The organism is Micromonospora globosa (assembly GCF_000717585.1).
Classification (GTDB): Bacteria; Actinomycetota; Actinomycetes; order Mycobacteriales; family Micromonosporaceae; genus Micromonospora; species Micromonospora aurantiaca.
On sequence record NZ_JNZR01000041.1, the window covers coordinates 22,282 to 43,915 of the forward strand.

Here is a 21,634-nt window from a genome sequence, read left to right on the forward strand (position 1 = left end):
CGCCGGAAACACCGTTAGCGAGACAGCCCCAAGCTTGGCGTGCCCCCGGGCCGCCGCGTCTGCCGCGATCCGCGACCAGACAGTTTCTCGAGCCGTGCCGCCTGATCCTCCAGCGCGTACGACAAGACCTTGAGATTGGCGGCCCGGCTGCCGGCGACGGCCTTGAGCCACCCACGCAACGTGATCATGCAGGAAGACGCACTGGTCAAACCCTTGGACACCTGGCTCGTCCAGGGCTTCGGGCCGCTACAGCGGCGTCACACCGTCGCCGCGCTCCTCGACCAGGCTCATGCCGACATGCCAGCCGTGACCCCAGTCGTACCGGACGGACCGACCGTGGCTGAGTGCGACGCGAAACTGGCCCGCTAATCGAGCGGCACTCGAAGCCGGCGCCGACCCGGCCGTGGTCGCCGGCTGGATCGCCGGAACTTAGGCCGGACGCCAGCGTGCTGAACAACGCCGGCACACGCCAATCGAAGAGAAAGCCGAAACCGCTCCGGGCTTCAGCCAGGAGGAGATCATCGCCATCGTCGAAGTATTCGGCGACCTCGTGAGCGCGCCCTGTGGAACGCCGAGCCGGAACACAAGCTGGAGGTCTACCGCAGCCTGGGCTGCGCCTGTCGTACGACCCGGAAACGCAAACGGTGCGGGCAAGTGTAGATCTTGCCACGCACCGTTGGGATTCGGTTTGTGTCCGAGGGGGGAGCTGAACACTCCTATGTAGCATCCGTTATACAAACGGGTGCTCATGCGTTAAGTCTAGCACTTCACGATGCGTAACACTACAGGCGTGAGCTGCCCGCGAGCACGCCAGGGCGCAACTAATGCAATCAATTCTGCTGCCTGCGCTGGCACCAATACGGCCGAAGAATCCGGAGTTCTTGAAATTGCCGTTCGGCGCGATGCGGAGCCATTCCCCAGCACGCCGCCCGGGTGGGTCACATAGGCTAATCAGGGCAGGGTGTCTGTCGCCGGGCCGTTCGGGGTCTCGCTCGTTTTTGCGAATGGGTGTGGCTGTCCGGTCATCGCCGACAGCGCGTCGGCCACGTCGTGGAGATCGGCTTTGATGTAGGTAATGGTGGACGATGCTGGGCTGTCGGTGTGACCCGCGTAGGCGCGGGCTACCCCGTAGCCGAAGTGGCGTTCCACCCAGGTGAGCGTGGTGTGCCGCAGCCAGTGGGTGGAGATGCCGTGCACGACGACCCAGGGCAGGCGTTCCCCGATGCGTTTCCACAGGTGGTCGTAGCGGCGGCTGCTGATCGGCAGGCCGTTGCGGTAGCGCAACAGTTGGTCGGTGGGCAGAACTGCGCCGCGGACGCGGGCGTGTTCGTGCAGGTGCTCGGCGAGGCCGAGGCTGATCGGCTGCCACCGTACGGTGCCGCTCTTCTCGTTCAGGCGCACGAGGCCGTTGGAGCGGTCCAGATCAACAAGCCGCAGGGCGAGGGCGCCGCCGCGCCGGCAGGCGCTTTCGGTGTGCAGGCGTAGCAGGAGGGCGTCGAGGATGACGTCATTGCCGCTGGTCCGTGCCACCGCATTGATCTCCTCCAACTCGTAGGACGTCAGGGCACGGCGGGTGCTAGGGAGGCGGCGGGGTTTGGCGACACGATGGGCGGGACTGGCCGACGCGTCGATCAGACCATCAGCAACAGCCCGGGAGTAGAAAGCGCGAGCGGCGGCGATGACATGCTCGCCCGCGTGCCGGCCGTTGCGGCTGTTACGCCGCGACCGGGCAGTGATGGTCATCTGCTGTCATGGCCTCGACGTCGCTGGCCGCGACGGCGTCCAGCGGTCGGTCGCGCCAGACGGCGGCCATGCGCTGCCAGTAGGTGCCGTAGGTGCGTTGGGCGCCGGGGCCTGCTGCGGCGATGACGCGGGGTAGGTACTCGGCGATCGTCGGCAGGGGGGGCTGGGCCGTCGGTGTGGGATTGGAGGTCGGTCAGGGTAACGCCGAGGTGAGCCAAGACCTGCCGCGCTGCGGCGTCGGCGGTGGCGTCAGCGGGCATGTCCAGCTCCCGCAAGTCGAGTGTGTAGGTCGGCGAGGACGCCGATGACGGTGCTGGCGGGGTGCACGACGAGCAGGTCGTGGATGACGAGAGCAGCGAGCAGCACCGGCCAGCCGGGCTCGATCCCGCACATCCGCCGCGCAGGTGCCGGTAGAGGCAGCTCACCGCGGCTGCCTATCTGGTGCCGTCCGTCGTGGGCCGAGCCGACGACGAGCATCCCCTGAGGTGGCTGGATGTCGAGGCGGCGGCCCGGCTCCCAGCCCAACGGGTGCAGGAGCTGTTGTGCGGTCACCCGGCCGCAGCTCGACGGGACAGCCATCCCCAGCAGCACGTCCTGCGCGGCGGCGAACACCCGCGGAGGAACGTGAACGGGCAGTGCCGGCATCGGCCTCGGGCACGGGCGGGGCCAGGTGGGCATGGCGGCAGGAACGAGCGGCCGGACGAGCTGTTCGCCGTACAGGCGGGAAGCTTGTGTCATGCCGGCGACAACGGCAGATGCGGTCCCGCGTCGACGTGCTCGACGAGCTTGACGGCAGCGGGCTCTGGAGGCCGGACCAAGCCTCGCGTGTGGCCGCCCGGCATCAAACGGGGGCGGGCATACTGCTGGCATGCGTGACGGCCTGCACGGACCGAACGTCATCACCGCCGGGGAGGCCGTGCTGCTTCTCGTGGCGGTCGCCGGCGGTGAGGCCGTGCACCTCGCGCGCCGGCAGGGGCCGTTGGAGCAGGGCCGCAGCGCCGTACCCGACCACTACCTCACGGGCGGGGACAGTGAGCGTGAGGCAGTCCAGCGGCGTTATGACGTCGAGGCGCTGCGGGAGCCGATCTGGGAGCACACGACGATGTGCGGGCGGGTCTGGGCGCTGATGGTCGGCGGTGACGGCGGGACGCTGAGCAGGTACCGGGAGCCGGCGTTCGCGCCGACGTGCCGACGGTGTCTGACGCTGATGGACCGCCTGTTCCCCGCGCCGGCGGTCGACCGCAGAGTCCCGGTCGTCGCGCAGGTGGTCTGCGACGTGGTGCGTGAGCACGGGCACGCGGAGGTCCGGCAGGTCCCCGGTGACCAGCTTGCCGTCCTTCGGAAGGAGATTCGGTCGCTGATCAGGCAGCAGACGGGCCACCACGCCCAGACACTCGTTCACGGCGATCTCCTGCTGGTGGTGTGTGATCCGCTGCGGGACGCGGAGGCGAAGATGCGGGCAGCCGCCGAGGCGGTAGGAGCAGTTCTCTTCGGGGATCAGCCGCTTCCGGCCGCGCGACCCGGGCGGCCATGGGTCGTCACGTGGACCGCGTGGGACCTGGGGTAGACGTCGGGCTGTCGTTGTGTCGGCCTTCTGCACGCTCGCCATCTGCCGGTGCTTGAGCTGAATCTGGCCCTGGCACGGCAGCCACGCGGGTTCCTGGACGCGGTAAGTCCGGCTGGTTGCGGTACTCGCCGCTGTCGGTCCTGGCCTCCCCCACGGTGCGCATGCTGATGGCGGCGAGGAGGCATGCGGTGCTGACGGCGGCGAGTAAGAGGTGGTAGCCGCCGTGCGGTAGGAGCGTGGCGGCAAGCAGGGGTGCGGCGGCTTTGGCGGTGGTGACGGGGGCGGCGAGTCGTCCCGCGATGGTGGCGTAGGCGGTGGTGCCGTAGCGGTCGACGAGGAGTGCTGGGGTGGCGAGGCTGGCGATGCCGAAGCCGAGCCCGAATCCGGTGACGGTGACGATGGCTCCGACGCGGGTTCCGGCGGCGAGGGGCATAGCGAGGACGGCGACTGCTTGGATGGCGAAGACGCCAGCGACGATGGTGGTGACGGGGAGTCGGCGTCGGGCGGCGGTGAGGACGAGTCTTCCGGTGACGGACAGGACGCCGAGGAGGCCGGCGGCGGTGGCGGCGTAAGTAGCCGGGTGGCCGCGGCTGGTCAGGTAGCTGACCAGGTGGACGCCGATGGTGCTGGTGGCGGCGCCGTGGGCGATGAGGGCGGCGGCGAGGATCCAGAACCGGGGATCGCGCATCGCGGCGCGCGCCGCCGTCCGCCGCGAGGCGTGGGCCGTTCGCAGCGTGGGGTTGGACGCTGTGACGTGCGGCGGTTTGCGAACGGTGAGGGCGTGCAGCGGCACGGTCACTACGCCGTGGACGGCGGCGAGCGTGAGGAGCGCGCCGCGCCAGCCGAGGTGGGCGACCAGGTAGCCGGTGAGTGGCATGAAGATCGTGCTGGCGAACCCGGCGACGACGGTGACCGCAAGCAGGGCGGTGGGGCGTCGGTCGGGGGTGAACCAGGAGACGATGACGGCGAAGGCGGGTTCGTAGAGGACCATCGCGCCGGTGATCCCGACACCGATCATGACGGCGTAGAGCTGCCCGATGGTCTGGACCTGGGACCAGGCGATCAGCAGCGCGGTGGCGGTGATCGAGCCGAGGGTCATGAGGGCCCGTCCGCCGTGCCGGTCGAGCCACCTGCCGACCGCGATGGCCATCAACGCGCCGGCGAGGACGCTGACGGTCAGCGCCCCGGTGACGGCGGTGATCGAGGCGCCGAGGCTGGTCGCCATCGGGCCGAGCAGCACGGCGTAGGCGTAGTAGATGGTGCCGTAGCCGACGGTCGAGGTGATCGCGAGGGCGGCGACGATGCGCCACCGGTGGTGCCCGCCGACGGTGGGGTCGGCGGGCGCCATCGTGGTGGTGGTCATCAGCTGGCGCAGCAGCCGCCGGTCTGGCCGCTGGTCGAGGTGTCGAGGCTGATGAGGCTCAGCGGGGCGGACAGCAGCCCACCGGCGATGCCCGTGGCAAGCCCCTTCCCGGCCGGCTGCGGGGCGGGGCCGCAGCTGCTGTCGGTGCCGGTCGCCTCGGCGGGGTTGCTGTTGCAGACGCCGGTTTCGGGCAGGTCGAGCTGGACGTCCCGGGCCGCCTGCCAGTCGCCGGCGAGGGCGGCGACGACGGAGCGGACCTGCTCGTAGCCGGTGGCCATGAGGAACGTCGGCGCGCGCCCGTAGCTCTTCATGCCGACGGCGTAGTAGCCGGACTCCGGGTGTCCGAGCTCGTGGACGCCGTGCGGGGGGACGGTGCCGCAGGAGTGCTCGTTCGGATCGATCAGCGGGGCGAGAGCCCGGGTGGCGCCCATGACCGGGTCCAGGTCCAGGCGCAGTTCGGCGGCGATCGAGTGGTCCGGGCGGAAGCCGGTCGCGGCAACGATCCGGTCGACGATCACCTCCTCCTCGCTACCGTCGGCGTGCCGGACAACGACGGCGACCCGGCCGTCGGCCGGGGTGAGCGCGTGCACGCAGAAGCCGGTGAGCAGCCGGATCCGGCCGGCGTCCACGTGTTCGCGCAGCCGGGAGCCGAGCGCGCCGCGGGCGGGCAGCGCGTCGGCGTCGCCGCCGCCGTAGGTGCGGGCGGGGCTGGCCGAGCGGATCGCCCAGGTCACCTCCGTGCCCGGCTCGGCGGCGGCCAGCTCGGCCAGGGAGAGCAGCGTGTTCGCGGCGGAGTGGCCGGCGCCGACGACCAGGGTGTGCCGGCCGGCGAACCGGTCCCGGTCGGCGCCGAGTACGTCGGGCAGGGCGTGCTCCAGGTACGCGGCCACGTCCTTCTCTCCACGGGCGGGCAGGCCGGAGGCGCCGAGGACGTTGGGGGTGCCCCAGGTGCCGGAGGCGTCAATGACCGCGCGGGCCAGCAGTTCGTCACCGTCGGCGAGGCGGATCAGGAACGGCGTCTGCTCGCGGCCGGCGGTGCGCAGCCGGTCCAGGCCGAGGCGGCTGATCGCCTCCACCCGCGCGCCGTAGCGCAGGTGCGGCTTGAGCTGCGGCAGCTCCGCGAGGGGCTGGAGGTAGTCGGCGACCAGCTCCGCGCCGGTGGGCAGCGCGTCCTCGGCCGGGGCGACCCAGCCGGCGTCGTCGAGCAGGCGGCGGGCGGCCGGGTCGACGTTGTACCGCCACGGGGAGAACACCCGCACGTGCCCCCACTGCCGCACCGCCGCGCCGGCGGTGTCACCGGCCTCCAGAACAAGGAAGGGCAGGCCACGCTCGTGCAGGTGGGCGGCGGCGGCCAGACCCACCGGGCCCGCGCCGATCACCACGACGGGCAGCTCGTTCGGGATGCTCATCGGAAAACTCCTCTGTGTTGAAAACTGTCGAATCAAGAAGGTGCAGTTGTGCTGGGGCGGGCGGAGCCGAAGGGGTTCAGATGACGGGGCTGCGCCGCTCGAGCAGGACGACGTCGCGCCACCGGCCGTGGTGCCGGCCGACCCGCTCGCGGGTGCCGATGACGCGGAAGCCGGCCCGCTGGTGCAGGGTGAGACTGGCGGTGTTCTCGGGGAAGATTCCGGACTGGATGGTCCAGATGCCGGCGGCCTCGGTGGAGGCGATCAGCGCGTCCAGCAGCAGCCGGGCTACGCCACGGCCTTGGGCGGCGGGGTCGACGTAGACGGAGTGCTCGACCACCCCGGCGTAGACCGCGCGGCTCGATGTCGGCGAGACCGCCACCCACCCGAGGACGGTGTCGTCCGCGTCGACGGCCACGAGGCGGTGGTCCGGCAGCTTGGCCGCGTCGAATGCTGTCCAGGTCGGGGCGGTGGTCTCGAAGCTGGCGTTGCCGGCGTCGAGGCCAGCCTGGTAGATGGCGAGGACACGATCGGCGTCGTCCGAGGTCATCGGGCGGACGGTGATGTCGGCCATCAGCAGGCTCCTTTCACGGTGGGGGCGGGTCGGCCCATGACGACGTCGGCGGCGGAGGGGAAGCAGCCGACGCATGCGTCGTTGATGCGGTAGTGGCGGGCGGTGCCGACCGGCTCGACGAGCACGAACCGCACCTCGGTCAGGATCTTCAGGTGTTGGGAGACGGTGGACTGGGCGAGCCCGACAGCTGCGACGATCTCCCCCACGCTCATCGGCCGGGCATGCCGGGCCAGGTACTCCACGATCTGCACCCGGGTCGGGTCCGCCAGGGCCCGGAACCACGAGGCGTAGGTCTGCGCGGTATCCCGGTCGAGGAGTTCGCCCACCACCACTCCCTCTATCGTTTATCGCCGATTGGCGATGAAAGCCTAGCAGGCGCCGTCCCGGTGAGGTGGGCGGTTGCGACGACGAGGCGGGCGATCGCGGCCAGGGTGGCCGGGTCGACCTTGTCAGGGGTGTCGGCGGGGCTGTGGTAGCCGCCCATCCCGGCACCGATGCCGACCGCGGCGAGGCCTGCTGCGCCGTAGCGGCGGTTGTCCGAGGCCATCGGCCCCGCAGCGAGTGGGACGCCGGTGTGCCGGCCGGCCTGGTCCAGCAGCGCCAGGAGGCGGTGGGCGGGCCCGCCGGCCTCGACCGCCGCCGCCCCATCCAGGCGGCCGGCTCCGTCGACGTTGACCACCAGGGGCGCGGCGCCCTGGTCGCGCAGCTGCGCGGCGTGGTGGGCCGAGCCGAGCGCGCCAACCTCCTCACCGTCGAGCAGCGCGACGCAGAGCCCGACGCCGTCGGGAAGTCCGCGGCCGAGGACGCGGGCGGCTTCGAGGACCACCGCGACGCCGGTGGCGTTGTCCGACGCTCCGGGCTGGCGGAGCCCGGGGTGGTCGCCGACGCCGTCGTAGTGGGCGGTCAGGAGCAGCTCCGCCCCGCCGGGGACGGTCTGCCGGAGTCGGGCGTGGATGTTGGTGCCGGTGACGTCGTCGCGGCGAACCGGCGTGGCGCCGGCGAACCAGCTGGCGCTGTCGGTTGCCGCAGCGAGGACGGTGCGGTGGGTGTCCGGGTCGAGGGTCAGGACGGGCAGCGGTCCCGGGTCCGGTCCGGCGAGGGTGGTGAACTGCCAGCCGTCGGCGTCGACGGCTCGGCGGATCAGCAGCCCGGCCGCGCCGCGGGTGTCCCGGTAGGCGTCGAACAGGCTCATCTCCGCCGGCACCACGAGCCACCGCCCGGCCGGGTCGTCGGCACCGGCGACGCCGAGCGGGCCGCGGCGGGTCTCGGCGGCGTCGGCGGAGGCGGAATGGATCGCGACCTGGCGACCGAATACCAGCGGCATGGGGCTGCTCCCGCCGCCCCAGGTGACCGTCGGCGCCTCGTGCACCTGCGGCACCGCCCGGACCGGGAACTCCTCAGTCCGGACCGTGGCGCCGAGAGCGGTGAGCTCGTCGACGAGCCACGCCCGGGCTGCCGCGCCGCCGGGTGATCCGACTCGCCGTCCTGCCATGCGGTCGGAGGCGAGGGTGGCGACGGTCGCGGACATCCGGTCGGCGCTGACTACCCGGAGCAGGCCCGCGAGGTCGTCTGGGGTGGTCATCCGCAGCACCCCTGTCCCGCGGCCACCGCGTCGGCCTTGGCCTGCGTGCCGCAGCACGAGCCGGCCGCTTGCGCGGCTTCCTGGGTGCCGCAGCACGGGCCGGCGCTCGCGGCCTCGCCGATTGGCGGCAGGATGGACCCGACGGCCTGGGCGGGGCTGCCGCAGCAGGCGCCGGAGCCGGTGACCTGCAGGGCGGCGGCCGGGTCGCCCGCGAAACCGCCGGTGGTCTGGGTGTTGTCGCTCATGACAGGTCCTCTCGTCAGCGGGGGCTGATCAGCGTGTAGACGGTGGTGCGGGCACGGTCGTAGCGGCGCTGCGCACGCTGGTCGGCGGTGGACACCTGAGCGCAGGAGTCGCAGAACCGGACTCCAGCGCGAAGAGCGGATGAGCGGCGGGTGGAGCCGAACATGGTGGGTCCCCTTCCTCCAGACGCCTGTCTTGACGTCCGTCTAAGCAGAGAGTTGCACGTTGATTAGAGAGATGTCAACCTAGAGACATGTCAAAGCAACAGGCGCCCCTCGCCGTCATCGATCTCAACGCCGACACGCCGTGCTGCCCCCCGCTGGCGCAGCGTCGGATTCCGGCCGAGACGGCCGCGGTGCTCGCTCCCGCGTTCAAGGCCCTCGGCGACCCGGTGCGGCTGCAGCTGATGTCGATGATCGCCTCCGCCGAGGGCGGGGAGGCGTGCGTGTGCGACCTGACGCCGGCGTTCGACCTGACCGGGCCAACGATCTCGCACCACCTCAAGACGCTGCGCGAAGCGGGCCTGGTGGATGCCGAACGGCGGGGCACGTGGGTCTACTACCGCGCCCGCCCGGGAATCCTGCGCCAGCTCGCCGCCCTGCTGTCGGTCGAGCCCGCCCCCTCGTCGCAGGCGTAAGCCGCGGGCAAACCCGTACCTACCAGCGCCGACCGCGCAACGCGATCAGCGTTGAGCGCCGGATCCCGTGTGCGAGGCGACGTCCGCTGTCCGCTGCCGGCCTTGCCGTCCGGACACGTGAGCGGCGAGGGCAGTCATGACGTGCGCGGCGTCGGGACCGACGCCACGCAGGGTGTTCGAGGCGAAGGATCGCTGGAACTCCAACCCGAGATAGATCAGCCCTGGATGGGTGGTGGAGATCCCGCCCACGTGCCGGGGCGCGCCATGGTCGAGGGCGCCCAGGGGCTTGAGGTACGCGAGGTCCGGGCGGTAGCCGGTGGCGAAGATGACCGCGTCGACCGGCTCGGGCGTGCCGTCGGCCCAGATGACGCCCTCAGGGGTGAAGGCGGTGAACATGTCCCGCCGGGAGAGCAGCCCGGAGGCGAGAGCGTCGCGGTATACGCCGGTGTCGAGCACGGTGGCGTGTCGGACAAGTCGGGTGAGGACGCGGCGTGGCAGGCGGTCCGCGCCGGTGACCCGCAGCCAGTGGTGGAGGTCCCGCCCGCCGAGGCGTTGGGGCAGGAAGCGCACGGGTTCCCGGGTGGCGAGCGTGACCCGGGCGTGGCCGGCGATCTCGTAGGCGACCTGGACGGCGGAGTTGCCGGCACCCACGACGATGACCCGCTTGCCCGCGTACACCTCCGGCCGGCGGTAGTGAGCGACGTGCCGGAGATCGCCGGCGTAGTCGTCCTGGCCGGGCAGCGTCGGCAGGTACGGGTTGCCGAACGATCCGCTGGCGGCGACGACGCCGACCGCAGCCATCTCGTCCCCGGTGTCAGTGCGGACGAGGTACCCCCCGTCGCGGCGAGGGTGCACGGCCGTGACGCGGGTGCGGGTGCGGATGTCGACGTCCACGGTCTGCGCGTACCGGCGCAGGTACGCCGTGACCTCGTCGCGCCGGGGGTAGCGGTCCGGGTCGCCGTCGAAGCGCATGCCAGGCAGGGCGCTGTAAAGGGCGGGCGAGAAGAGGGTGAGGCTGTCGTAGTAGTCAGGCCAGGAGCCAACCGGCTCGCTGCCCGCCTGCAGGACAACGGGCCGCAGGCCCGCGGTCAGGGCGGCTCGGGCGGCGGCCAGGCCTGACTGGCCGCCGCCGACGATGATCACTGGCTGGGATGGGGTGGTCATGTCACGATCATATCGTCGTTTTGTTGAATGACAATATGATGATGGTGGGGAAAGGTAGGGCCATGAGCGACGCCACCGGACAGCCCGCAGGGGCATCCCCGCCCGCGCGCGCGGCCGGAGTCCCGGAGGGCCTGGCGCCGCAGACGCAGGAGTTCCTCAAGGCCTTGGGCAGCCCCACCAGGCAGCGGATCATGATGCTGTTCGCGCAGGGCGCCGAGCTGTCGGTGGGCGAGGTGGCCGAGCGGACGGGCATCAGCCAGGCCACGGCGTCGCAGCAGTTGACCCTGCTGCGACGCGGACGGGTGGTCACCTCCCGTCGCGACGGGAAGACCGTGTACTACCGGGCCGATCGGGACGGCGCGCTCGCCGCCCTCGCGGAGTTGCAGTCTTACCTGGCGACCTGCTGCTGACCAGGTCGCCCACCGGCGACCCGGCGGTCTCCAGCACCCTCCGCCCGGACGCCGCGCACCCCCTCCGACATGCATGCCGCACCTGCAGGCATGACAGGTTAGGTGTGGAGTGTGATGGTTCCGGCTGTTCCGTCGACGGTTACGAGCTGCCCGGGGCGCAGTCGTTGGGTGGCGTCGCCGGTGCCGACGACGGCGGGGATGCCGTACTCACGGGCCACCAGGGAGGCGTGTGCGGCTAGGGTGCCGCCGTCGGTGACCACTGCGGCGGCGCGGGAGAACAGCGGTGTCCATGCCGGGGCGGTGGCCTTCGCGACGAGCACTTGACCATCGGCGAAGCCGTCGAAGTCCTCAGGTCCGTGCACGATGGCGACTTCGCCGGTGGCCCGGCCGGCCGAGGCGGGATGCCCGACGAGGGCGCCCTCGGCGGTCTCCGTGGTGCCGCGGGCCTGTTGAACCGCGTGTTCGATGACGTCGCCGATCAGTCGCGCGGGACGGCCCAGGGTCAACGGCGCGGTCAGGCGGCGTTGGCGCTGCCAGAGGGCGCGCCGCTCGGCAACCCTGGCGCTCAGCTGTCCGGGGTCGCCTTCGATCCCGCTGTTCACTTCATCCCGCGTGCAGAAGTAGATGTCTCCGGGCTGCTCGATAGCTCCCAGGTTGACCAGGTGCCGCCCGAGGCGGGCGGTGCAGGCCCGCAGGACCGGCCAGGCGAGGGTGAACTCCCGCGCCTGCTCCTCCCGGATGACGGCGTAGCGCTGGTTGACCTTCAGCAGCCGGTCGAAGTCAGCCAGCAACCGCGGGCGGTCGGCCAGCGTCGCTCGGCAGCGTTGTTCGGCAACCATCCGCTGTTCGGCAAGCGAGCGGTAGCGGTCCCCGGCTCGGGGTGGTCGGCCCGTTGCCAGTTCTCCGGCGACCGGGTGATACCAGTCGACGCTCTGTACGGCGTGCGCGCCGGCCACCGGCTGGGCGCCGGGGAGCCCGCGCAACAGCACCTGCGCACCGCCCTCATCGTCGGGGAGCACGTCGATGAGATGCCGGCGGACGAAGCGAGTCAGGCAGGCTTCCATCTTCCACGCCGACCCGCCGACGATCGCCAGATACCAGAGGTAGATCCCGGCTTCCCGCCCGAGTGCGTCGACGAGCTCGGCCAATCGCCGAGGCGATGCCGTGTCGACCTCCGCCTCCGCGGCGGCCACGAGGCGTCGATAGCCGGGCAGTTGTTGTTCACGCCAGGCCCGCTCCAGTTCGGACAGGACGGCGCGGTCGGCGGCATCCGGGTCATGGCTGACCCGGATCAACGCGTTGAAGAGGATCTTCGCGGCCCGCCAGCGTCCCTGCCACAGCACCCCAGCGAGGAGTTTTGGTGACGGGATTGGTGTGGCGTTGTAGTACCAGCCGTTGACCAGCGCGTACCGGAACGGCACTCGCACCCCGACGCTGCCGTACATCCCATCGAGATACCCGTCTTCGAGCACCGGCAGCAGCCAGCTGGCGAACAGCGGAGTGACGGCCTCGGGGAGCCATTCCCCGAGCCGGAAGTTGCGCATCCACAACCCCGGTCCCGGCGCCGTCCACGACACCGGCTCCGGCACCGCAGTCATCGGCCGGGCCTGCAGCAGCCACAGACGGCCCGCCCGGTCGATGGCCCACTCCACGTCCTGCGGGCGGCCGTCGTACCGGTCGGCGATCCGACGCGACAGCTCCGCGACCGCGTCGGCCTGGACGTCGGTGAGGACCCGTCCACCGCCGGGGCCGGACCGGGTCATCGCGGTGCGACTCGCGGTGACCGTCCACTCTTCGCCGGTCGTCACACCCGACACCAGCGGATCACCCAACCCCGCGACGGCGGCCACCAACGTCTGATCGCGGTCGCCGGTGACCGGATGCGCGGTGAACGCCACCCCGGCCACAATCGGGTCGACCATCACCTGCACCAGCACCGCCATCGCCGCCGTCGCCCCGCCACGCCGCTGGTGGTAGGCGGTGACCCGCTCGCTGGCCGCCGCGGCGAAGCATCGCCGCACCGCCGCACCCAGCCCGTCGGCGGGCACGTTCAGGTACGTCTCGTACAGGCCTGCGTACGAGGCATCCGGTAGATCCTCGGCCGCTCCCGACGAACGCACCGCGAACCGCTCCCCGCCCAGGCCCTCGACACTGGCCGCGAGCCGTCGGTCAAGCTGCGGATCATCGAGGACGCCGGTGGTGACCACAATCCCGGGCGGCACCGAGAACCGGGCTGCGGTCAGGTCCGCCAGCACGGCCGCCTTTCCACCGATCAGCGCCCGGTCGACCGCGCTCGCCTCGGCCAGGTCCACCACCGTGAGGTTGGAGCTCATCACCCACCACCATGTGTAGCACCGCAAAGTATTGTGACGCTACAGTAGAACCGCTGGGCCGCCATCAGCAAGAACGAGGAGCCACAGGTGTTGCCGATGCGACCGGAACTGCTCAAAGGCCATCTCGATGCGTTGCTGCTCGCGGTCCTGGAACCCGGGCCACAGCACGGCTACGCCGTCATCGAAGCCCTGCGAGACAGCAGCGGCGGGGCACTGGACCTGCCGACCGGCACCGTCTACCCGGCGCTGCACCGCCTCGAACGCGCAGGCCTGATCGCCAGTGACTGGCAGACCGTCGGCGGCCGCCGCCGCCGCGCCTACCACCTCACCCCGGCCGGACAGGCCGCGCTCGGTGAGCAGCGGGCAGTCTGGGACCACTTCTCCACCGCCGTCACTGCAGTTCTGGGCGGGCGGGCATGGCCAACGACCGCCTGACCAGCCGAGCAGGCGAAGCACCTCTCGACGCCTACCTGGGCGACCTCGCCGCACGACTGCGTGGACCACGGCGGCGTCGGGAGCAGATCCTCGCCGAACTACGCGACGGACTCCACCACGCCGTCGCCGACCGCACCGCCGCCGGCCTACCCCAAGGTGAGGCGGTCGCCGCCGCGATCGCCCAGTTCGGCACCCCGCAAGCGGTCGCCGAGGCCTTCGCCGGGGAGCTGGCCACCGCCTACGCCCGGCGCACCATCGCCTGGTACATCGCCACCGGACCTGTCGTGGGCATCTGGTGGCTGCTGCTCCTGCAGCCCCACCCCTGGCGCACCGGCCTGGTCGCCCTATTGGCCGCGATCCCCGTCATCCCACTGATCATCATCGCGATCGCCACCGCCGCTGGGACGGTGGCCACGACCGGTCGCCTCATGCGCTGGCTACCCGAAGCAAGCCCACAACACGCACTCGCCGCGACCATCACCATCGCCGCCCTTGCGCTCGCCGGGGATCTCACGGTGATCGCGAGCCACCTCCGGTCAGAGATTCCGGCGAAGTCACTGGCCACGTTCGCCGTCGCCGCTAGCCTCACTCGGATCGTCTGCAGCCTGGTCACGATGCGCCACGCCACCGCGATGCGCACCTCGCCGCCCTCCTGATCATCGAACCCGCCCGTCGACTGAGCGCCGCCAAGCCCCCGACGGGCTTATCCCTCACTCCCATTTGACGAACGACAGATCACTCAGCGATAGTTGACTCAATGAACGCTGAGCTTGCTTCCCTGGCCGGGCGCGCACGGGTCCACGCCGCACTCGGCGACCCTGCGCGCCTGGCGATCGTGGACGCGCTCAGCCAGGGCGACGCCTCGCCCGGGGAGATCGCCCACACCCTCGAGATGCCGACCAATCTCGTCGCCCACCACGTCAAGGTGCTCACCGAAGCCGGCCTCGTCCAGCGCGGCCGGTCCGAGGGCGACCGGCGGCGCACCTACCTGCGACTTCAGCCGGCAGCCTTGGCCGCCCTCACCCCTCCCCCGCTGGCCGATGTGGGACGGGTGGTCTTTGTCTGCACCCACAACTCCGCCCGCTCCCAGCTGGCCGCGGCGCTGTGGAAGCGGCGCACCCATGGGGAAGCCGCCTCGGCCGGCACCAAGCCTGCGACCCGAGTGCATCCCCGCGCGCTTGCCGTGGCCCACCGCCACGCCCTCGACCTCGATGCAACCGGCACCGCCCACGTCAAGGACGTCGTCCGCGACGACGACCTGGTCATCGCCGTCTGCGACAACGCCCACGAAGAGCTCACCGGACCGGTCCGCCCCCGCCTGCACTGGTCCGTGCCGGACCCGGTCCGCATCGACACCGACGAAGCGTTCGAGGCGGCCTACGCCGACCTCGCCGACCGCGTCGACCGCCTCGCCCCCACCACCATGTTGAGAGGCACCCGATGACCGACATCAGCGCCCGCATTCAACAGGAGATCACTCTCGACCAGCAGCTCGCCCTGCACACCGCAGCAACCCGGCTGGCCGCCGAGTTCGACGGCATCTACGGCACCGAGACCATCAAGCGGTTCCTGCACAGCAGCTACGACCAGTTCGCCACCGCCGCCAGCATCCCGAACTACCTGCCCCTGCTCGCCGAGCGCTTCGCCCGCCAGCGGTTGCGGGCCCTGGCACGGGTCGAGGGACACCACCGCGACGGCCGTCCCGTCGTGCTGTTCCTGTGCACCCACAACGCCGGCCGCTCCCAGATGGCCCTGGGCTTCTTCGTCCACCTCGCCGGCGACCACGCCGTCGCCTGGTCCGGCGGTAGCGAACCCGGCATCGAGATCAACCCCTCGGCGATCGCCGCGATGGCCGAACGCGGCATCGACATCTCCGAGGAGTTCCCCAAGCCCTGGACCGACGAAGTGGTCCGCGCCGCCGACGTGGTCGTCACGATGGGGTGCGGCGACGCGTGCCCAGTCTTCCCCGGTACCCGTTACGAGAACTGGGACATCGACGACCCAGCGGGCCTCAGCGTCGCCGATGTGCGGCCGATCCGGGACGAGATCGAGCGCCGGGTCCGGCGGCTCCTCGACGAACTGGACGTTCCCGCCACCCGATAACCCGCTGTGCCCCGATTGTCGGGGACAGTCAGATCATGGGAGAGAAAACACTGATGACCATCGCACTCCGGCGGCGTCTGCTGGCCGAGTTCATCGGCACTGCCCTGCTCGTCACCGCCGTCGTGGGCTCCGGCATCATGGCCGCCACGCTCTCTCCCGGCGACGTCGGGCTCCAGTTGCTGGAGAACTCGGTCGCCACCGCTCTTGCCCTCGGCGCGCTGATCCTGATCTTCGGTCCGGTCTCCGGCGCCCACTTCAACCCCGTGGTGTCCGCCGCCGACTGGTTCCTCGGCCGCCGCGTCGGAACCGGACTGACCCTGCGCGAACTCGGCGGGTATGTCATCGCCCAGGTCCTCGGGGCGATCGGCGGGTCGATCCTGGCGAACCTGATGTTCGACCTGTCCGCCGTGGCCTGGTCGAGCAAGGACCGGGCCGCCGGGCATCTCTGGCTCGGGGAGGTCGTCGCCACCACCGGCCTGATCCTGCTGATCTTCGCCCTCGCCCGCTCCGGCCGCGCGCCGGTCGCTCCCGCCGCCGTCGGCGCCTACATCGGGGCGGCGTACTGGTTCACCTCGTCGACCTCGTTCGCCAACCCTGCGGTGACGATCGGCCGTGCGTTCACCGACACGTTCGCCGGCATCGCCCCCGCTTCCGTCCCAGGGTTCGTCGTCGCCCAACTGGTCGGGCTGGCGGTCGGCGTCGGCCTACTCGCCGCGCTCTACCCCGACGCCGGGCGGGCCGCCGACCAGGTCGTCGTCCCTGCCGAGGAACGCGACCCGGCACTGGACCACCGCCGATGACCAACCACGACCCGGAGCACGGCGAGGCAGAGGTGCGTTACCGCCGCCTGCTCAACCCGCCGCGTCCCGCCGGCCGCTACCGCCTGCTCGACCGCAGCAGCGCCCCAGACCGGTCCCTGCCTGCACCCCGCGCCGAGACGCCCGTGAATCGGCCCTATGACCACGTGTACTCCAAGGAAGGCATCTGATGTCCAAGCCCAGCGTCCTGTTCGTCTGCGTGCACAACGCCGGCCGTTCCCAGATGGCCGCCGGCTGGCTGCGCCACCTCGGCGGCGACGCCGTCGAGGTCCGCTCCGCCGGCTCCGAGCCCGCCGACCAGATCAACCCGGTGGCCGTCGAGGCGATGCGGGAGGTCGGCATCGACATCACCGCCAACAAGCCGAAGATCCTCGACTACGCCACCGCCGAAGCCTCCGACGTGATCATCACGATGGGCTGCGGCGACGTCTGCCCGGCCTTCCCCGGCAAGCGGTACGAGGACTGGAAGCTCGAGGACCCGGCCGGCCAGGGCCTGGACATGGTCCGTCGCGTCCGTGACGAGATCCGCACCCGGGTGGAGGACCTCCTCGCCGACCTCACCCCCACCACCTGACGAGTCCACCCCACCGCCCGCCGCCCCTACAGGGGTGGCGGGCGGACCGATCGAGGAGCCCCTCGTGCCCGACCCCCACCGTTTGATCATCATCGGTTCCGGACCCGCCGGATATACCGCCGCCCTCTACGCCGCCCGCGCCAACCTCGCCCCCCTGGTCATTGAGGGCGTCCAGTCCGGCGGCGCGCTGATGACCACCACCGAGGTGGAGAACTTCCCCGGCTTCCCCGACGGCATCATGGGCCCCGAGTTGATGGACAATCTTCGCAAGCAGGCCGACCGCTTCGGCGCCCAGTTCATCACCGACGACGTCACCCGCGTCGAACTCACCGGCCCTGGCCTGAAGACCGTGTACGTGGGCGAGCAGGCCTATCGAGCCGACGCTGTCATCCTCGCCACCGGGTCCGCCTGGCGACCCCTCGGCGTCCCCGGCGAACAGGAACTCCTCGGGCATGGCGTCTCCTCCTGCGCCACCTGCGACGGGTTCTTCTTCCGCGACCAGGACATCGCGGTCATCGGCGGCGGCGACTCGGCCATGGAAGAAGCCACCTTCCTCACCCGCTTCGCCCGCAGCGTCACCATCGTGCACCGCCGCGACACCTTCCGCGCCAGCAGCATCATGGCCGAACGCGCCCTCACCAACGACAAGGTCCGCATCGTGTGGAACAGCGTCGTCGAGGAGATCATCGGCAACGACGGTGTCGTCGTCGGAGCGCGCCTGCGCAACGTCCACACCGGCGAGATCACGGTCCTTGACGTCACCGGCGTGTTCGTGGCCATCGGCCACGACCCTCGCAGCGAACTGTTCCGAGGCCAGGTCGACCTGGACGACGAGGGATACGTCCGCGTGCAGTCCCCCGGCACCCGCACCAACATTCCCGGCGTCTTCGCCGCCGGGGACCTCGTCGACCACACCTACCGGCAAGCCATCACCGCCGCTGGCACCGGCTGCGCCGCCGCCCTCGACGCCGAGCGGTACCTCGCCGCCACGTCCTGAACTCGGTCAGTCCTGCCGGTCGGATGTCCGGCAGGACTGACCCGGCAGAGTCAACCCCCAGCGCCCCCGACCCGCTGGCTGCTGTTGGGCAGCGTGGCCAAGCAGGCAACCTAAGCGGTGAGATGCCCGTCCAGGGCCGCCGATGGGAGAGGCATCATGACCCACATTCTGATCATCGGTGGCAGCGATGCCGGCGTCAGCGCCGGGCTACGCGCCCGACATGTCGACCCGTCCGTCGAGACCACTGTGGTCGCCGCCGACGCCTTCCCCAACTACTCGATCTGCGGCATCCCGTACCACATCTCCGGCGACGTGCCCGACTGGCGGAACCTTGCCCACCGCACACGCGACGACCTCGAACACGCCGGATTGCGACTACTCCTGGACACCCGCGCCCGGCACATCGATCCCACGTCCCGCACCGTCACGGTCAGTGGGCCAGGCGGGCGTGACGAAGAGCTCCGCTACGACCGGCTCATCATCGGAACCGGCGCCGTCCCGGTCCGCCCGCCGATCGCCGGCCTGCACGAGCTCACACCGGCCGACGGGGTGCATCTGCTGCACACCATGGACGACACCCTCTCCCTTGCCGAGACGCTGCAGCGGGGCCCGGAATCCGCGCTGATCGTGGGAGCGGGCTACATCGGGCTGGAGATGGCCGAAGCCCTGCACGCCCGAGGCCTGCAGGTCACCGTGGTCGAGCAGATCCCGCAGGTGCTGGGAACCGTCGACCCGCAGCTGGCGACGCTGGTCGCCGACGAACTGACACGCCACGGCGTGCGCGTCGTCACCGACACCACCGTCACTGAGGTGGCACGCGAGGGCGGCCGGCTGAAGGTCACCGGCCATTCCACCAACCAGCTCGGCGATAGCGGCAGCTTCAGCCAGATCACCGACGTGGTGCTTGTCGTCGTCGGAGTCCGGCCCGACACCGCGCTCGCGCAGACCGCCGGCGTCCGGCTCCGAGTGCGCGGGGCGATTGCGGTGGACCGGCACATGCGCACGGGGGTGCCGGACGTCTACGCCGCCGGGGACTGCGTGCACACCTACCACCGGCTCCTGGACACGAACACGTACCTGCCGCTCGGCAGCACCTCGCACAAGCAGGGCCGCGTGGCGGGAGAAAATGCCACCGGCGGCGACCGGCAGTTCGCCGGCTCGCTGGGCACCCAGGCGGTCAAAGTCTTCGACCTCGTAGCCGCCCGGACCGGTCTGCGCGACGCCGATGCCCGAGAGCACGGATTCGATCCCGCCACGCACGTGGCCCGCGTCGACGATCACAAGGCCTACTACCCGCGCGCCAAACCGGTCACGATCGCGATCACCGGCGACCAGCGCAGCGGACAGCTGCTCGGCGCCCAGCTCGTCGGCCACCGCGACACCGCAGTCGCCACCCGCGTGGACATCTACGCCGGCGCCCTGCACCACCGCATGACTGTCGACGCCCTCACTGACCTCGACCTGTCCTACACCCCGCCGCTGGGCAGCCCCTGGGACGCCGTGCAAACGGCCGCGCAGCGATGGGTCAGCGCCCGCACCGCCGACCTCCCCTGACGGCTGCAGGCCCTCGTCTGGTTCCGCGTCGCCGTCGTTGTCGCTCGCCTGCACTCCCGCTTGCCGCGTCGCCACCTCGGCCGGCGGGCAGCCGACCTGTCAAGAGGCACGCTAAGCTGCGCGCAGTCGAGTGGCGATGTCGGCGACCGTCGCTTTCGCTGTGCGGCCGGCACCCACCAGCGTGGCTGACGCCGGCCCCGTCCAATCGCCGTAGCCAAGCAGGTAAAGGCGGGCCTCGTCCATTGACCGGGTGCCCTCGACCGCCACCTTCCCCTGCCGCCATCCGGGCAGCAGCGGCGCGAGGTGGGCGAGGTCGGGCTGGAAACCTGTACACCAGATGACGGCCTCGCAGGGCTGCTCTGCGCCATCCGCCCAACGCACGCCGCGGTCGGTGAGCCGCACGAACATCGGACGGGAGTGCAGGACCGCGCGCTCCCGCGCGTCGCGGATGCTGGGCACCATCACGATGTCCCCAAGGTCGCTGACGCCGCCACCGGCACCACCGGCGGCCTTACGGGTGGCCACACCGAACAGCACCCGACCATCGACGGTGTCCGGCATGAACCGCGCCGGCCGCAAGGTGACCCAGGTGGTTTCAGCGACCCGGGACACCTCCGCCAGGATCTGCGCCGCGGAGTTACCTCCGCCGACGATCACGACCCGCTGCCCCCGGAACTCCTCCGGCGAGGCGTAGTTCACCGTGTGCAGCTGCCGGCCGGCGAACTCCTCACGGCCCGGGATGTCGGGCACGTACGGGCACTCCCACGTACCGGTGGCGGAGATGACGTACCGGGCCAGCCATCTCCCAGCGTCGGTCTCCACCGCCAGGCGCTCCCCGGCTCGCCGCACCTCATGTGCCCGGACCGGCCGGCGCACCCGCAGGTCGTACCGCTGCTCGTACGCCCGCAGATAGTCCACGACGTGCCCGGCGGTCGGGAAGTCTTCGCCCTCCTGCCGAGGCATCCCCCACCCCGGCAGCGGGCTGTACTCGGCCGGCGAGAACAACCGCAACGAGTCCCAGCCATGCCCCCACGCGCCACCCGGCTGAGACTGGGCGTCGAGGATGACGTAATCCAGACCGGCACGGCGCAGGTAGTAGCCCGCCGCCAGGCCACCCTGCCCGCCCCCGACGACCACCACGTCACACGATCCGGGCACGCCCGGCACCTCCTTCGTCCGCGGATCATCATGCCGAGTGGCCCAAGTTCCACGTCACGCTGGGCCGACGCCGGCACCGCCCATCCGGCCCCTGACACGGCCGGGACGAGCCGACAGGGCTCCCTACCCGCAACCTGACGGTGACCGGGTCCTGGTTCCAGCGGCCTATCGATGGTGTTGGTGCAACGATGGAAGACGTGCCAACTGCGAAAACAGCTACGCCTGCCGTCTCGCCGCTTGCCGGCGAGCCGATCAAGCGTGCCGATGCCGAGCGGCTCGCGGGAGTGCTGAAGGCATTCGCCGACCCGGCCCGGCTGCGACTGCTCAGTCTGATCCAGTCCGCTCCCGACGGCGAGGCGTCCGTGAGTGACCTCACCGCGCCGCTTGGTCTGTCCCAGCCGGCCGTGAGTCATCACCTGCGGATCCTCACCGAGGCCGGCCTGATCGAGCGCGAGAAGCGCGGCGTCTGGGCGTACTACCGACTGGTGCCGTCCGCGATCGCGGCGATCGCCGACCTGCTGACGCCGCCCCGCAAGCGGACGACGAAGAAGGCCCGCTGACCGGCACCCTCGAAGGCCGGCTTTCGCTCCTGCGGGTGCCGACAATGGCGTCCGTTCTGGTCACGGCCGCGTCGACCACGCCGACAAGGCCTTGCCTCATCAAATGATGCCCGGGCTGATCGGATCTGTGGCGACACCGTGGTCGAGGAGCAGGGACACTGGTATGCACCCGTGGGCGCCCAGCCGGCGTCGCTGCCCGGTAAGCCGCTTCTCAACCGTGGCAATTGCCGACCCAATGGTCATCGTTGGTTGGCCGTGTCCGACGGCCTGCCGGCAGCCTGGTCCTTCTCCTGAACCAGGGCTTGCATCTGATACCTAAGGGATGTCTCGTAACCCTGCCGTCTGTCTGTTGAGGATGGTCGGGCAGGATGCCTGGGTGCAGGTGATCACCGCGGCCGACTCTGAGTGGATCT

General features: G+C 71.0%; 26 protein-coding genes. 14 read left to right on the top strand and 12 right to left on the bottom strand.

The genetic code is table 11. The annotated features are described in order from the left end of the window. Positions 1 to 180 precede the first annotated feature (180 nt). Positions 181 to 369 carry a hypothetical protein gene (locus tag IF06_RS34055; protein ID WP_084588867.1) on the top strand — a complete coding sequence of 63 codons (189 nt, stop codon included), beginning with the start codon at positions 181 to 183 and terminating at the stop codon, positions 367 to 369. 582 nt (positions 370 to 951) lie between these two features. Here IF06_RS34055 and IF06_RS32370 read toward each other — a convergent pair. Then, a complete protein-coding gene (locus IF06_RS32370; RefSeq protein ID WP_091331295.1) occupies positions 952 to 1,743 on the bottom strand; it encodes a tyrosine-type recombinase/integrase in 792 nt (263 codons plus the stop codon). A gap of 249 nt (positions 1,744 to 1,992) precedes the next feature. Further along, the gene (locus IF06_RS0128755) at positions 1,993 to 2,295 is read right to left on the bottom strand and encodes a hypothetical protein (RefSeq protein WP_143025381.1); all 303 of its coding nucleotides are present in this window, start codon (positions 2,293 to 2,295) and stop codon (positions 1,993 to 1,995) included. Between the two features lie 316 nt (positions 2,296 to 2,611). Here IF06_RS0128755 and IF06_RS0128760 point away from each other — a divergent pair, with 316 nt between their 5' ends. Then, complete coding sequence (locus IF06_RS0128760) at positions 2,612 to 3,310, top strand: hypothetical protein (RefSeq protein ID WP_030274747.1); 699 nt, start codon at positions 2,612 to 2,614, stop codon at positions 3,308 to 3,310. On the opposite strand, the gene IF06_RS0128765 is transcribed toward IF06_RS0128760, so the two are convergent. The 7 genes from IF06_RS0128765 to IF06_RS33730 form a co-directional block, all read right to left on the bottom strand. Then, positions 3,282 to 4,673: an MFS transporter gene (locus IF06_RS0128765; protein ID WP_082171418.1), complete on the bottom strand. Its 1,392-nt coding sequence runs from the start codon at positions 4,671 to 4,673 to the stop codon at positions 3,282 to 3,284. The genes IF06_RS0128760 and IF06_RS0128765 overlap by 29 nt on opposite strands. Next, positions 4,673 to 6,082: an FAD-dependent oxidoreductase gene (locus tag IF06_RS0128770; RefSeq protein WP_030274749.1), complete on the bottom strand. Its 1,410-nt coding sequence runs from the start codon at positions 6,080 to 6,082 to the stop codon at positions 4,673 to 4,675. Before IF06_RS0128770 ends, IF06_RS0128765 begins: the two co-directional genes overlap by 1 nt. A 76-nt stretch (positions 6,083 to 6,158) precedes the next feature. Then, positions 6,159 to 6,653, bottom strand: coding sequence for a GNAT family N-acetyltransferase (locus IF06_RS0128775; protein WP_030274750.1), 495 nt, complete (start codon positions 6,651 to 6,653; stop codon positions 6,159 to 6,161). Continuing rightward, the gene (locus tag IF06_RS0128780; protein ID WP_030274753.1) at positions 6,653 to 6,979 is read right to left on the bottom strand and encodes an ArsR/SmtB family transcription factor; all 327 of its coding nucleotides are present in this window, start codon (positions 6,977 to 6,979) and stop codon (positions 6,653 to 6,655) included. The genes IF06_RS0128775 and IF06_RS0128780 overlap by 1 nt, the downstream gene beginning before the upstream one ends. An 11-nt stretch (positions 6,980 to 6,990) precedes the next feature. Continuing rightward, a complete protein-coding gene (locus IF06_RS0128785) occupies positions 6,991 to 8,235 on the bottom strand; it encodes a M28 family metallopeptidase (RefSeq protein WP_030274755.1) in 1,245 nt (414 codons plus the stop codon). After that, a complete protein-coding gene (locus tag IF06_RS0128790) occupies positions 8,232 to 8,480 on the bottom strand; it encodes a hypothetical protein (RefSeq protein ID WP_030274757.1) in 249 nt (82 codons plus the stop codon). Before IF06_RS0128790 ends, IF06_RS0128785 begins: the two co-directional genes overlap by 4 nt. A 14-nt stretch (positions 8,481 to 8,494) precedes the next feature. Next, the gene (locus IF06_RS33730; protein WP_157551546.1) at positions 8,495 to 8,644 is read right to left on the bottom strand and encodes a hypothetical protein; all 150 of its coding nucleotides are present in this window, start codon (positions 8,642 to 8,644) and stop codon (positions 8,495 to 8,497) included. An 87-nt stretch (positions 8,645 to 8,731) separates the two neighbouring features. On the opposite strand from IF06_RS33730, the gene IF06_RS0128800 reads away from it, so the two are divergent. Continuing rightward, positions 8,732 to 9,115 (top strand): ArsR/SmtB family transcription factor, encoded by a 384-nt coding sequence (locus tag IF06_RS0128800; RefSeq protein WP_030274759.1) that lies wholly within the window; start codon positions 8,732 to 8,734, stop codon positions 9,113 to 9,115. A gap of 45 nt (positions 9,116 to 9,160) precedes the next feature. On the opposite strand, the gene IF06_RS0128805 is transcribed toward IF06_RS0128800, so the two are convergent. Beyond that, the gene (locus IF06_RS0128805) at positions 9,161 to 10,279 is read right to left on the bottom strand and encodes a flavin-containing monooxygenase (protein WP_047893943.1); all 1,119 of its coding nucleotides are present in this window, start codon (positions 10,277 to 10,279) and stop codon (positions 9,161 to 9,163) included. A gap of 62 nt (positions 10,280 to 10,341) precedes the next feature. Between IF06_RS0128805 and IF06_RS0128810 the strand changes: the two genes are divergently transcribed. Further along, positions 10,342 to 10,689, top strand: coding sequence for an ArsR/SmtB family transcription factor (locus IF06_RS0128810; protein ID WP_082171419.1), 348 nt, complete (start codon positions 10,342 to 10,344; stop codon positions 10,687 to 10,689). Between the two features lie 98 nt (positions 10,690 to 10,787). Here the strand turns inward: IF06_RS0128810 and IF06_RS0128815 are convergent, their stop codons facing one another. Next, a complete protein-coding gene (locus IF06_RS0128815) occupies positions 10,788 to 13,001 on the bottom strand; it encodes a PEP/pyruvate-binding domain-containing protein (RefSeq protein ID WP_176921742.1) in 2,214 nt (737 codons plus the stop codon). Positions 13,002 to 13,118: 117 nt separating this feature from the next. Between IF06_RS0128815 and IF06_RS0128820 the strand changes: the two genes are divergently transcribed. The 9 genes from IF06_RS0128820 (at position 13,119) to IF06_RS0128860 (ending at position 19,503) form a co-directional block, all read left to right on the top strand. Beyond that, the gene (locus IF06_RS0128820; RefSeq protein ID WP_030274767.1) at positions 13,119 to 13,457 is read left to right on the top strand and encodes a PadR family transcriptional regulator; all 339 of its coding nucleotides are present in this window, start codon (positions 13,119 to 13,121) and stop codon (positions 13,455 to 13,457) included. Continuing rightward, positions 13,439 to 14,113, top strand: a complete 675-nt coding sequence (locus tag IF06_RS0128825) for a permease prefix domain 1-containing protein (protein WP_030274768.1) — start codon at positions 13,439 to 13,441, stop codon at positions 14,111 to 14,113. Before IF06_RS0128820 ends, IF06_RS0128825 begins: the two co-directional genes overlap by 19 nt. A gap of 101 nt (positions 14,114 to 14,214) precedes the next feature. Beyond that, positions 14,215 to 14,901 (top strand): helix-turn-helix domain-containing protein, encoded by a 687-nt coding sequence (locus IF06_RS0128830; protein ID WP_030274770.1) that lies wholly within the window; start codon positions 14,215 to 14,217, stop codon positions 14,899 to 14,901. Further along, positions 14,898 to 15,560 carry an arsenate reductase ArsC gene (locus tag IF06_RS34485; RefSeq protein WP_030274772.1) on the top strand — a complete coding sequence of 221 codons (663 nt, stop codon included), beginning with the start codon at positions 14,898 to 14,900 and terminating at the stop codon, positions 15,558 to 15,560. Before IF06_RS0128830 ends, IF06_RS34485 begins: the two co-directional genes overlap by 4 nt. Positions 15,561 to 15,613: 53 nt before the next feature. Continuing rightward, positions 15,614 to 16,360 (top strand): aquaporin, encoded by a 747-nt coding sequence (locus IF06_RS0128840; protein WP_036311740.1) that lies wholly within the window; start codon positions 15,614 to 15,616, stop codon positions 16,358 to 16,360. Next, complete coding sequence (locus IF06_RS0128845; RefSeq protein ID WP_030274776.1) at positions 16,357 to 16,548, top strand: hypothetical protein; 192 nt, start codon at positions 16,357 to 16,359, stop codon at positions 16,546 to 16,548. Before IF06_RS0128840 ends, IF06_RS0128845 begins: the two co-directional genes overlap by 4 nt. Further along, positions 16,545 to 16,952, top strand: coding sequence for an arsenate reductase ArsC (locus tag IF06_RS0128850; RefSeq protein ID WP_030274778.1), 408 nt, complete (start codon positions 16,545 to 16,547; stop codon positions 16,950 to 16,952). Before IF06_RS0128845 ends, IF06_RS0128850 begins: the two co-directional genes overlap by 4 nt. Before the next feature lie 64 nt (positions 16,953 to 17,016). After that, positions 17,017 to 17,949 (top strand): thioredoxin-disulfide reductase, encoded by a 933-nt coding sequence (gene trxB / locus IF06_RS0128855; RefSeq protein ID WP_030274780.1) that lies wholly within the window; start codon positions 17,017 to 17,019, stop codon positions 17,947 to 17,949. 156 nt (positions 17,950 to 18,105) lie between these two features. Continuing rightward, entirely contained in the window at positions 18,106 to 19,503 is a 1,398-nt protein-coding gene (locus IF06_RS0128860) for an FAD-dependent oxidoreductase (RefSeq protein ID WP_030274782.1), read from the top strand. Between the two features lie 111 nt (positions 19,504 to 19,614). On the opposite strand, the gene IF06_RS0128865 is transcribed toward IF06_RS0128860, so the two are convergent. Then, positions 19,615 to 20,661, bottom strand: a complete 1,047-nt coding sequence (locus tag IF06_RS0128865; protein ID WP_123111594.1) for an ArsO family NAD(P)H-dependent flavin-containing monooxygenase — start codon at positions 20,659 to 20,661, stop codon at positions 19,615 to 19,617. 188 nt (positions 20,662 to 20,849) lie between these two features. Between IF06_RS0128865 and IF06_RS0128870 the strand changes: the two genes are divergently transcribed. After that, on the top strand, positions 20,850 to 21,221 hold the full coding sequence (locus IF06_RS0128870; RefSeq protein WP_030274786.1) for an ArsR/SmtB family transcription factor: 372 nt from the start codon (positions 20,850 to 20,852) through the stop codon (positions 21,219 to 21,221). Positions 21,222 to 21,634 lie beyond the last annotated feature (413 nt).

Coding starts and splice junctions, on each gene's coding strand:
- IF06_RS32370 (WP_091331295.1), bottom strand. CDS start 1,743: ATGACCATCACTGCCCGGTCGCGGCGTAACAGCCGCAACGGCCGGCAC.
- IF06_RS0128760 (WP_030274747.1), top strand. CDS start 2,612: ATGCGTGACGGCCTGCACGGACCGAACGTCATCACCGCCGGGGAGGCC.
- IF06_RS0128765 (WP_082171418.1), bottom strand. CDS start 4,673: ATGACCACCACCACGATGGCGCCCGCCGACCCCACCGTCGGCGGGCAC.
- IF06_RS0128770 (WP_030274749.1), bottom strand. CDS start 6,082: ATGAGCATCCCGAACGAGCTGCCCGTCGTGGTGATCGGCGCGGGCCCG.
- IF06_RS0128775 (WP_030274750.1), bottom strand. CDS start 6,653: ATGGCCGACATCACCGTCCGCCCGATGACCTCGGACGACGCCGATCGT.
- IF06_RS0128785 (WP_030274755.1), bottom strand. CDS start 8,235: ATGACCACCCCAGACGACCTCGCGGGCCTGCTCCGGGTAGTCAGCGCC.
- IF06_RS0128790 (WP_030274757.1), bottom strand. CDS start 8,480: ATGAGCGACAACACCCAGACCACCGGCGGTTTCGCGGGCGACCCGGCC.
- IF06_RS33730 (WP_157551546.1), bottom strand. CDS start 8,644: ATGTTCGGCTCCACCCGCCGCTCATCCGCTCTTCGCGCTGGAGTCCGG.
- IF06_RS0128800 (WP_030274759.1), top strand. CDS start 8,732: ATGTCAAAGCAACAGGCGCCCCTCGCCGTCATCGATCTCAACGCCGAC.
- IF06_RS0128805 (WP_047893943.1), bottom strand. CDS start 10,279: ATGACCACCCCATCCCAGCCAGTGATCATCGTCGGCGGCGGCCAGTCA.
- IF06_RS0128810 (WP_082171419.1), top strand. CDS start 10,342: ATGAGCGACGCCACCGGACAGCCCGCAGGGGCATCCCCGCCCGCGCGC.
- IF06_RS0128820 (WP_030274767.1), top strand. CDS start 13,119: ATGCGACCGGAACTGCTCAAAGGCCATCTCGATGCGTTGCTGCTCGCG.
- IF06_RS0128825 (WP_030274768.1), top strand. CDS start 13,439: ATGGCCAACGACCGCCTGACCAGCCGAGCAGGCGAAGCACCTCTCGAC.
- IF06_RS0128830 (WP_030274770.1), top strand. CDS start 14,215: ATGAACGCTGAGCTTGCTTCCCTGGCCGGGCGCGCACGGGTCCACGCC.
- IF06_RS34485 (WP_030274772.1), top strand. CDS start 14,898: ATGACCGACATCAGCGCCCGCATTCAACAGGAGATCACTCTCGACCAG.
- IF06_RS0128840 (WP_036311740.1), top strand. CDS start 15,614: ATGACCATCGCACTCCGGCGGCGTCTGCTGGCCGAGTTCATCGGCACT.
- IF06_RS0128845 (WP_030274776.1), top strand. CDS start 16,357: ATGACCAACCACGACCCGGAGCACGGCGAGGCAGAGGTGCGTTACCGC.
- IF06_RS0128860 (WP_030274782.1), top strand. CDS start 18,106: ATGACCCACATTCTGATCATCGGTGGCAGCGATGCCGGCGTCAGCGCC.
- IF06_RS0128870 (WP_030274786.1), top strand. CDS start 20,850: ATGGAAGACGTGCCAACTGCGAAAACAGCTACGCCTGCCGTCTCGCCG.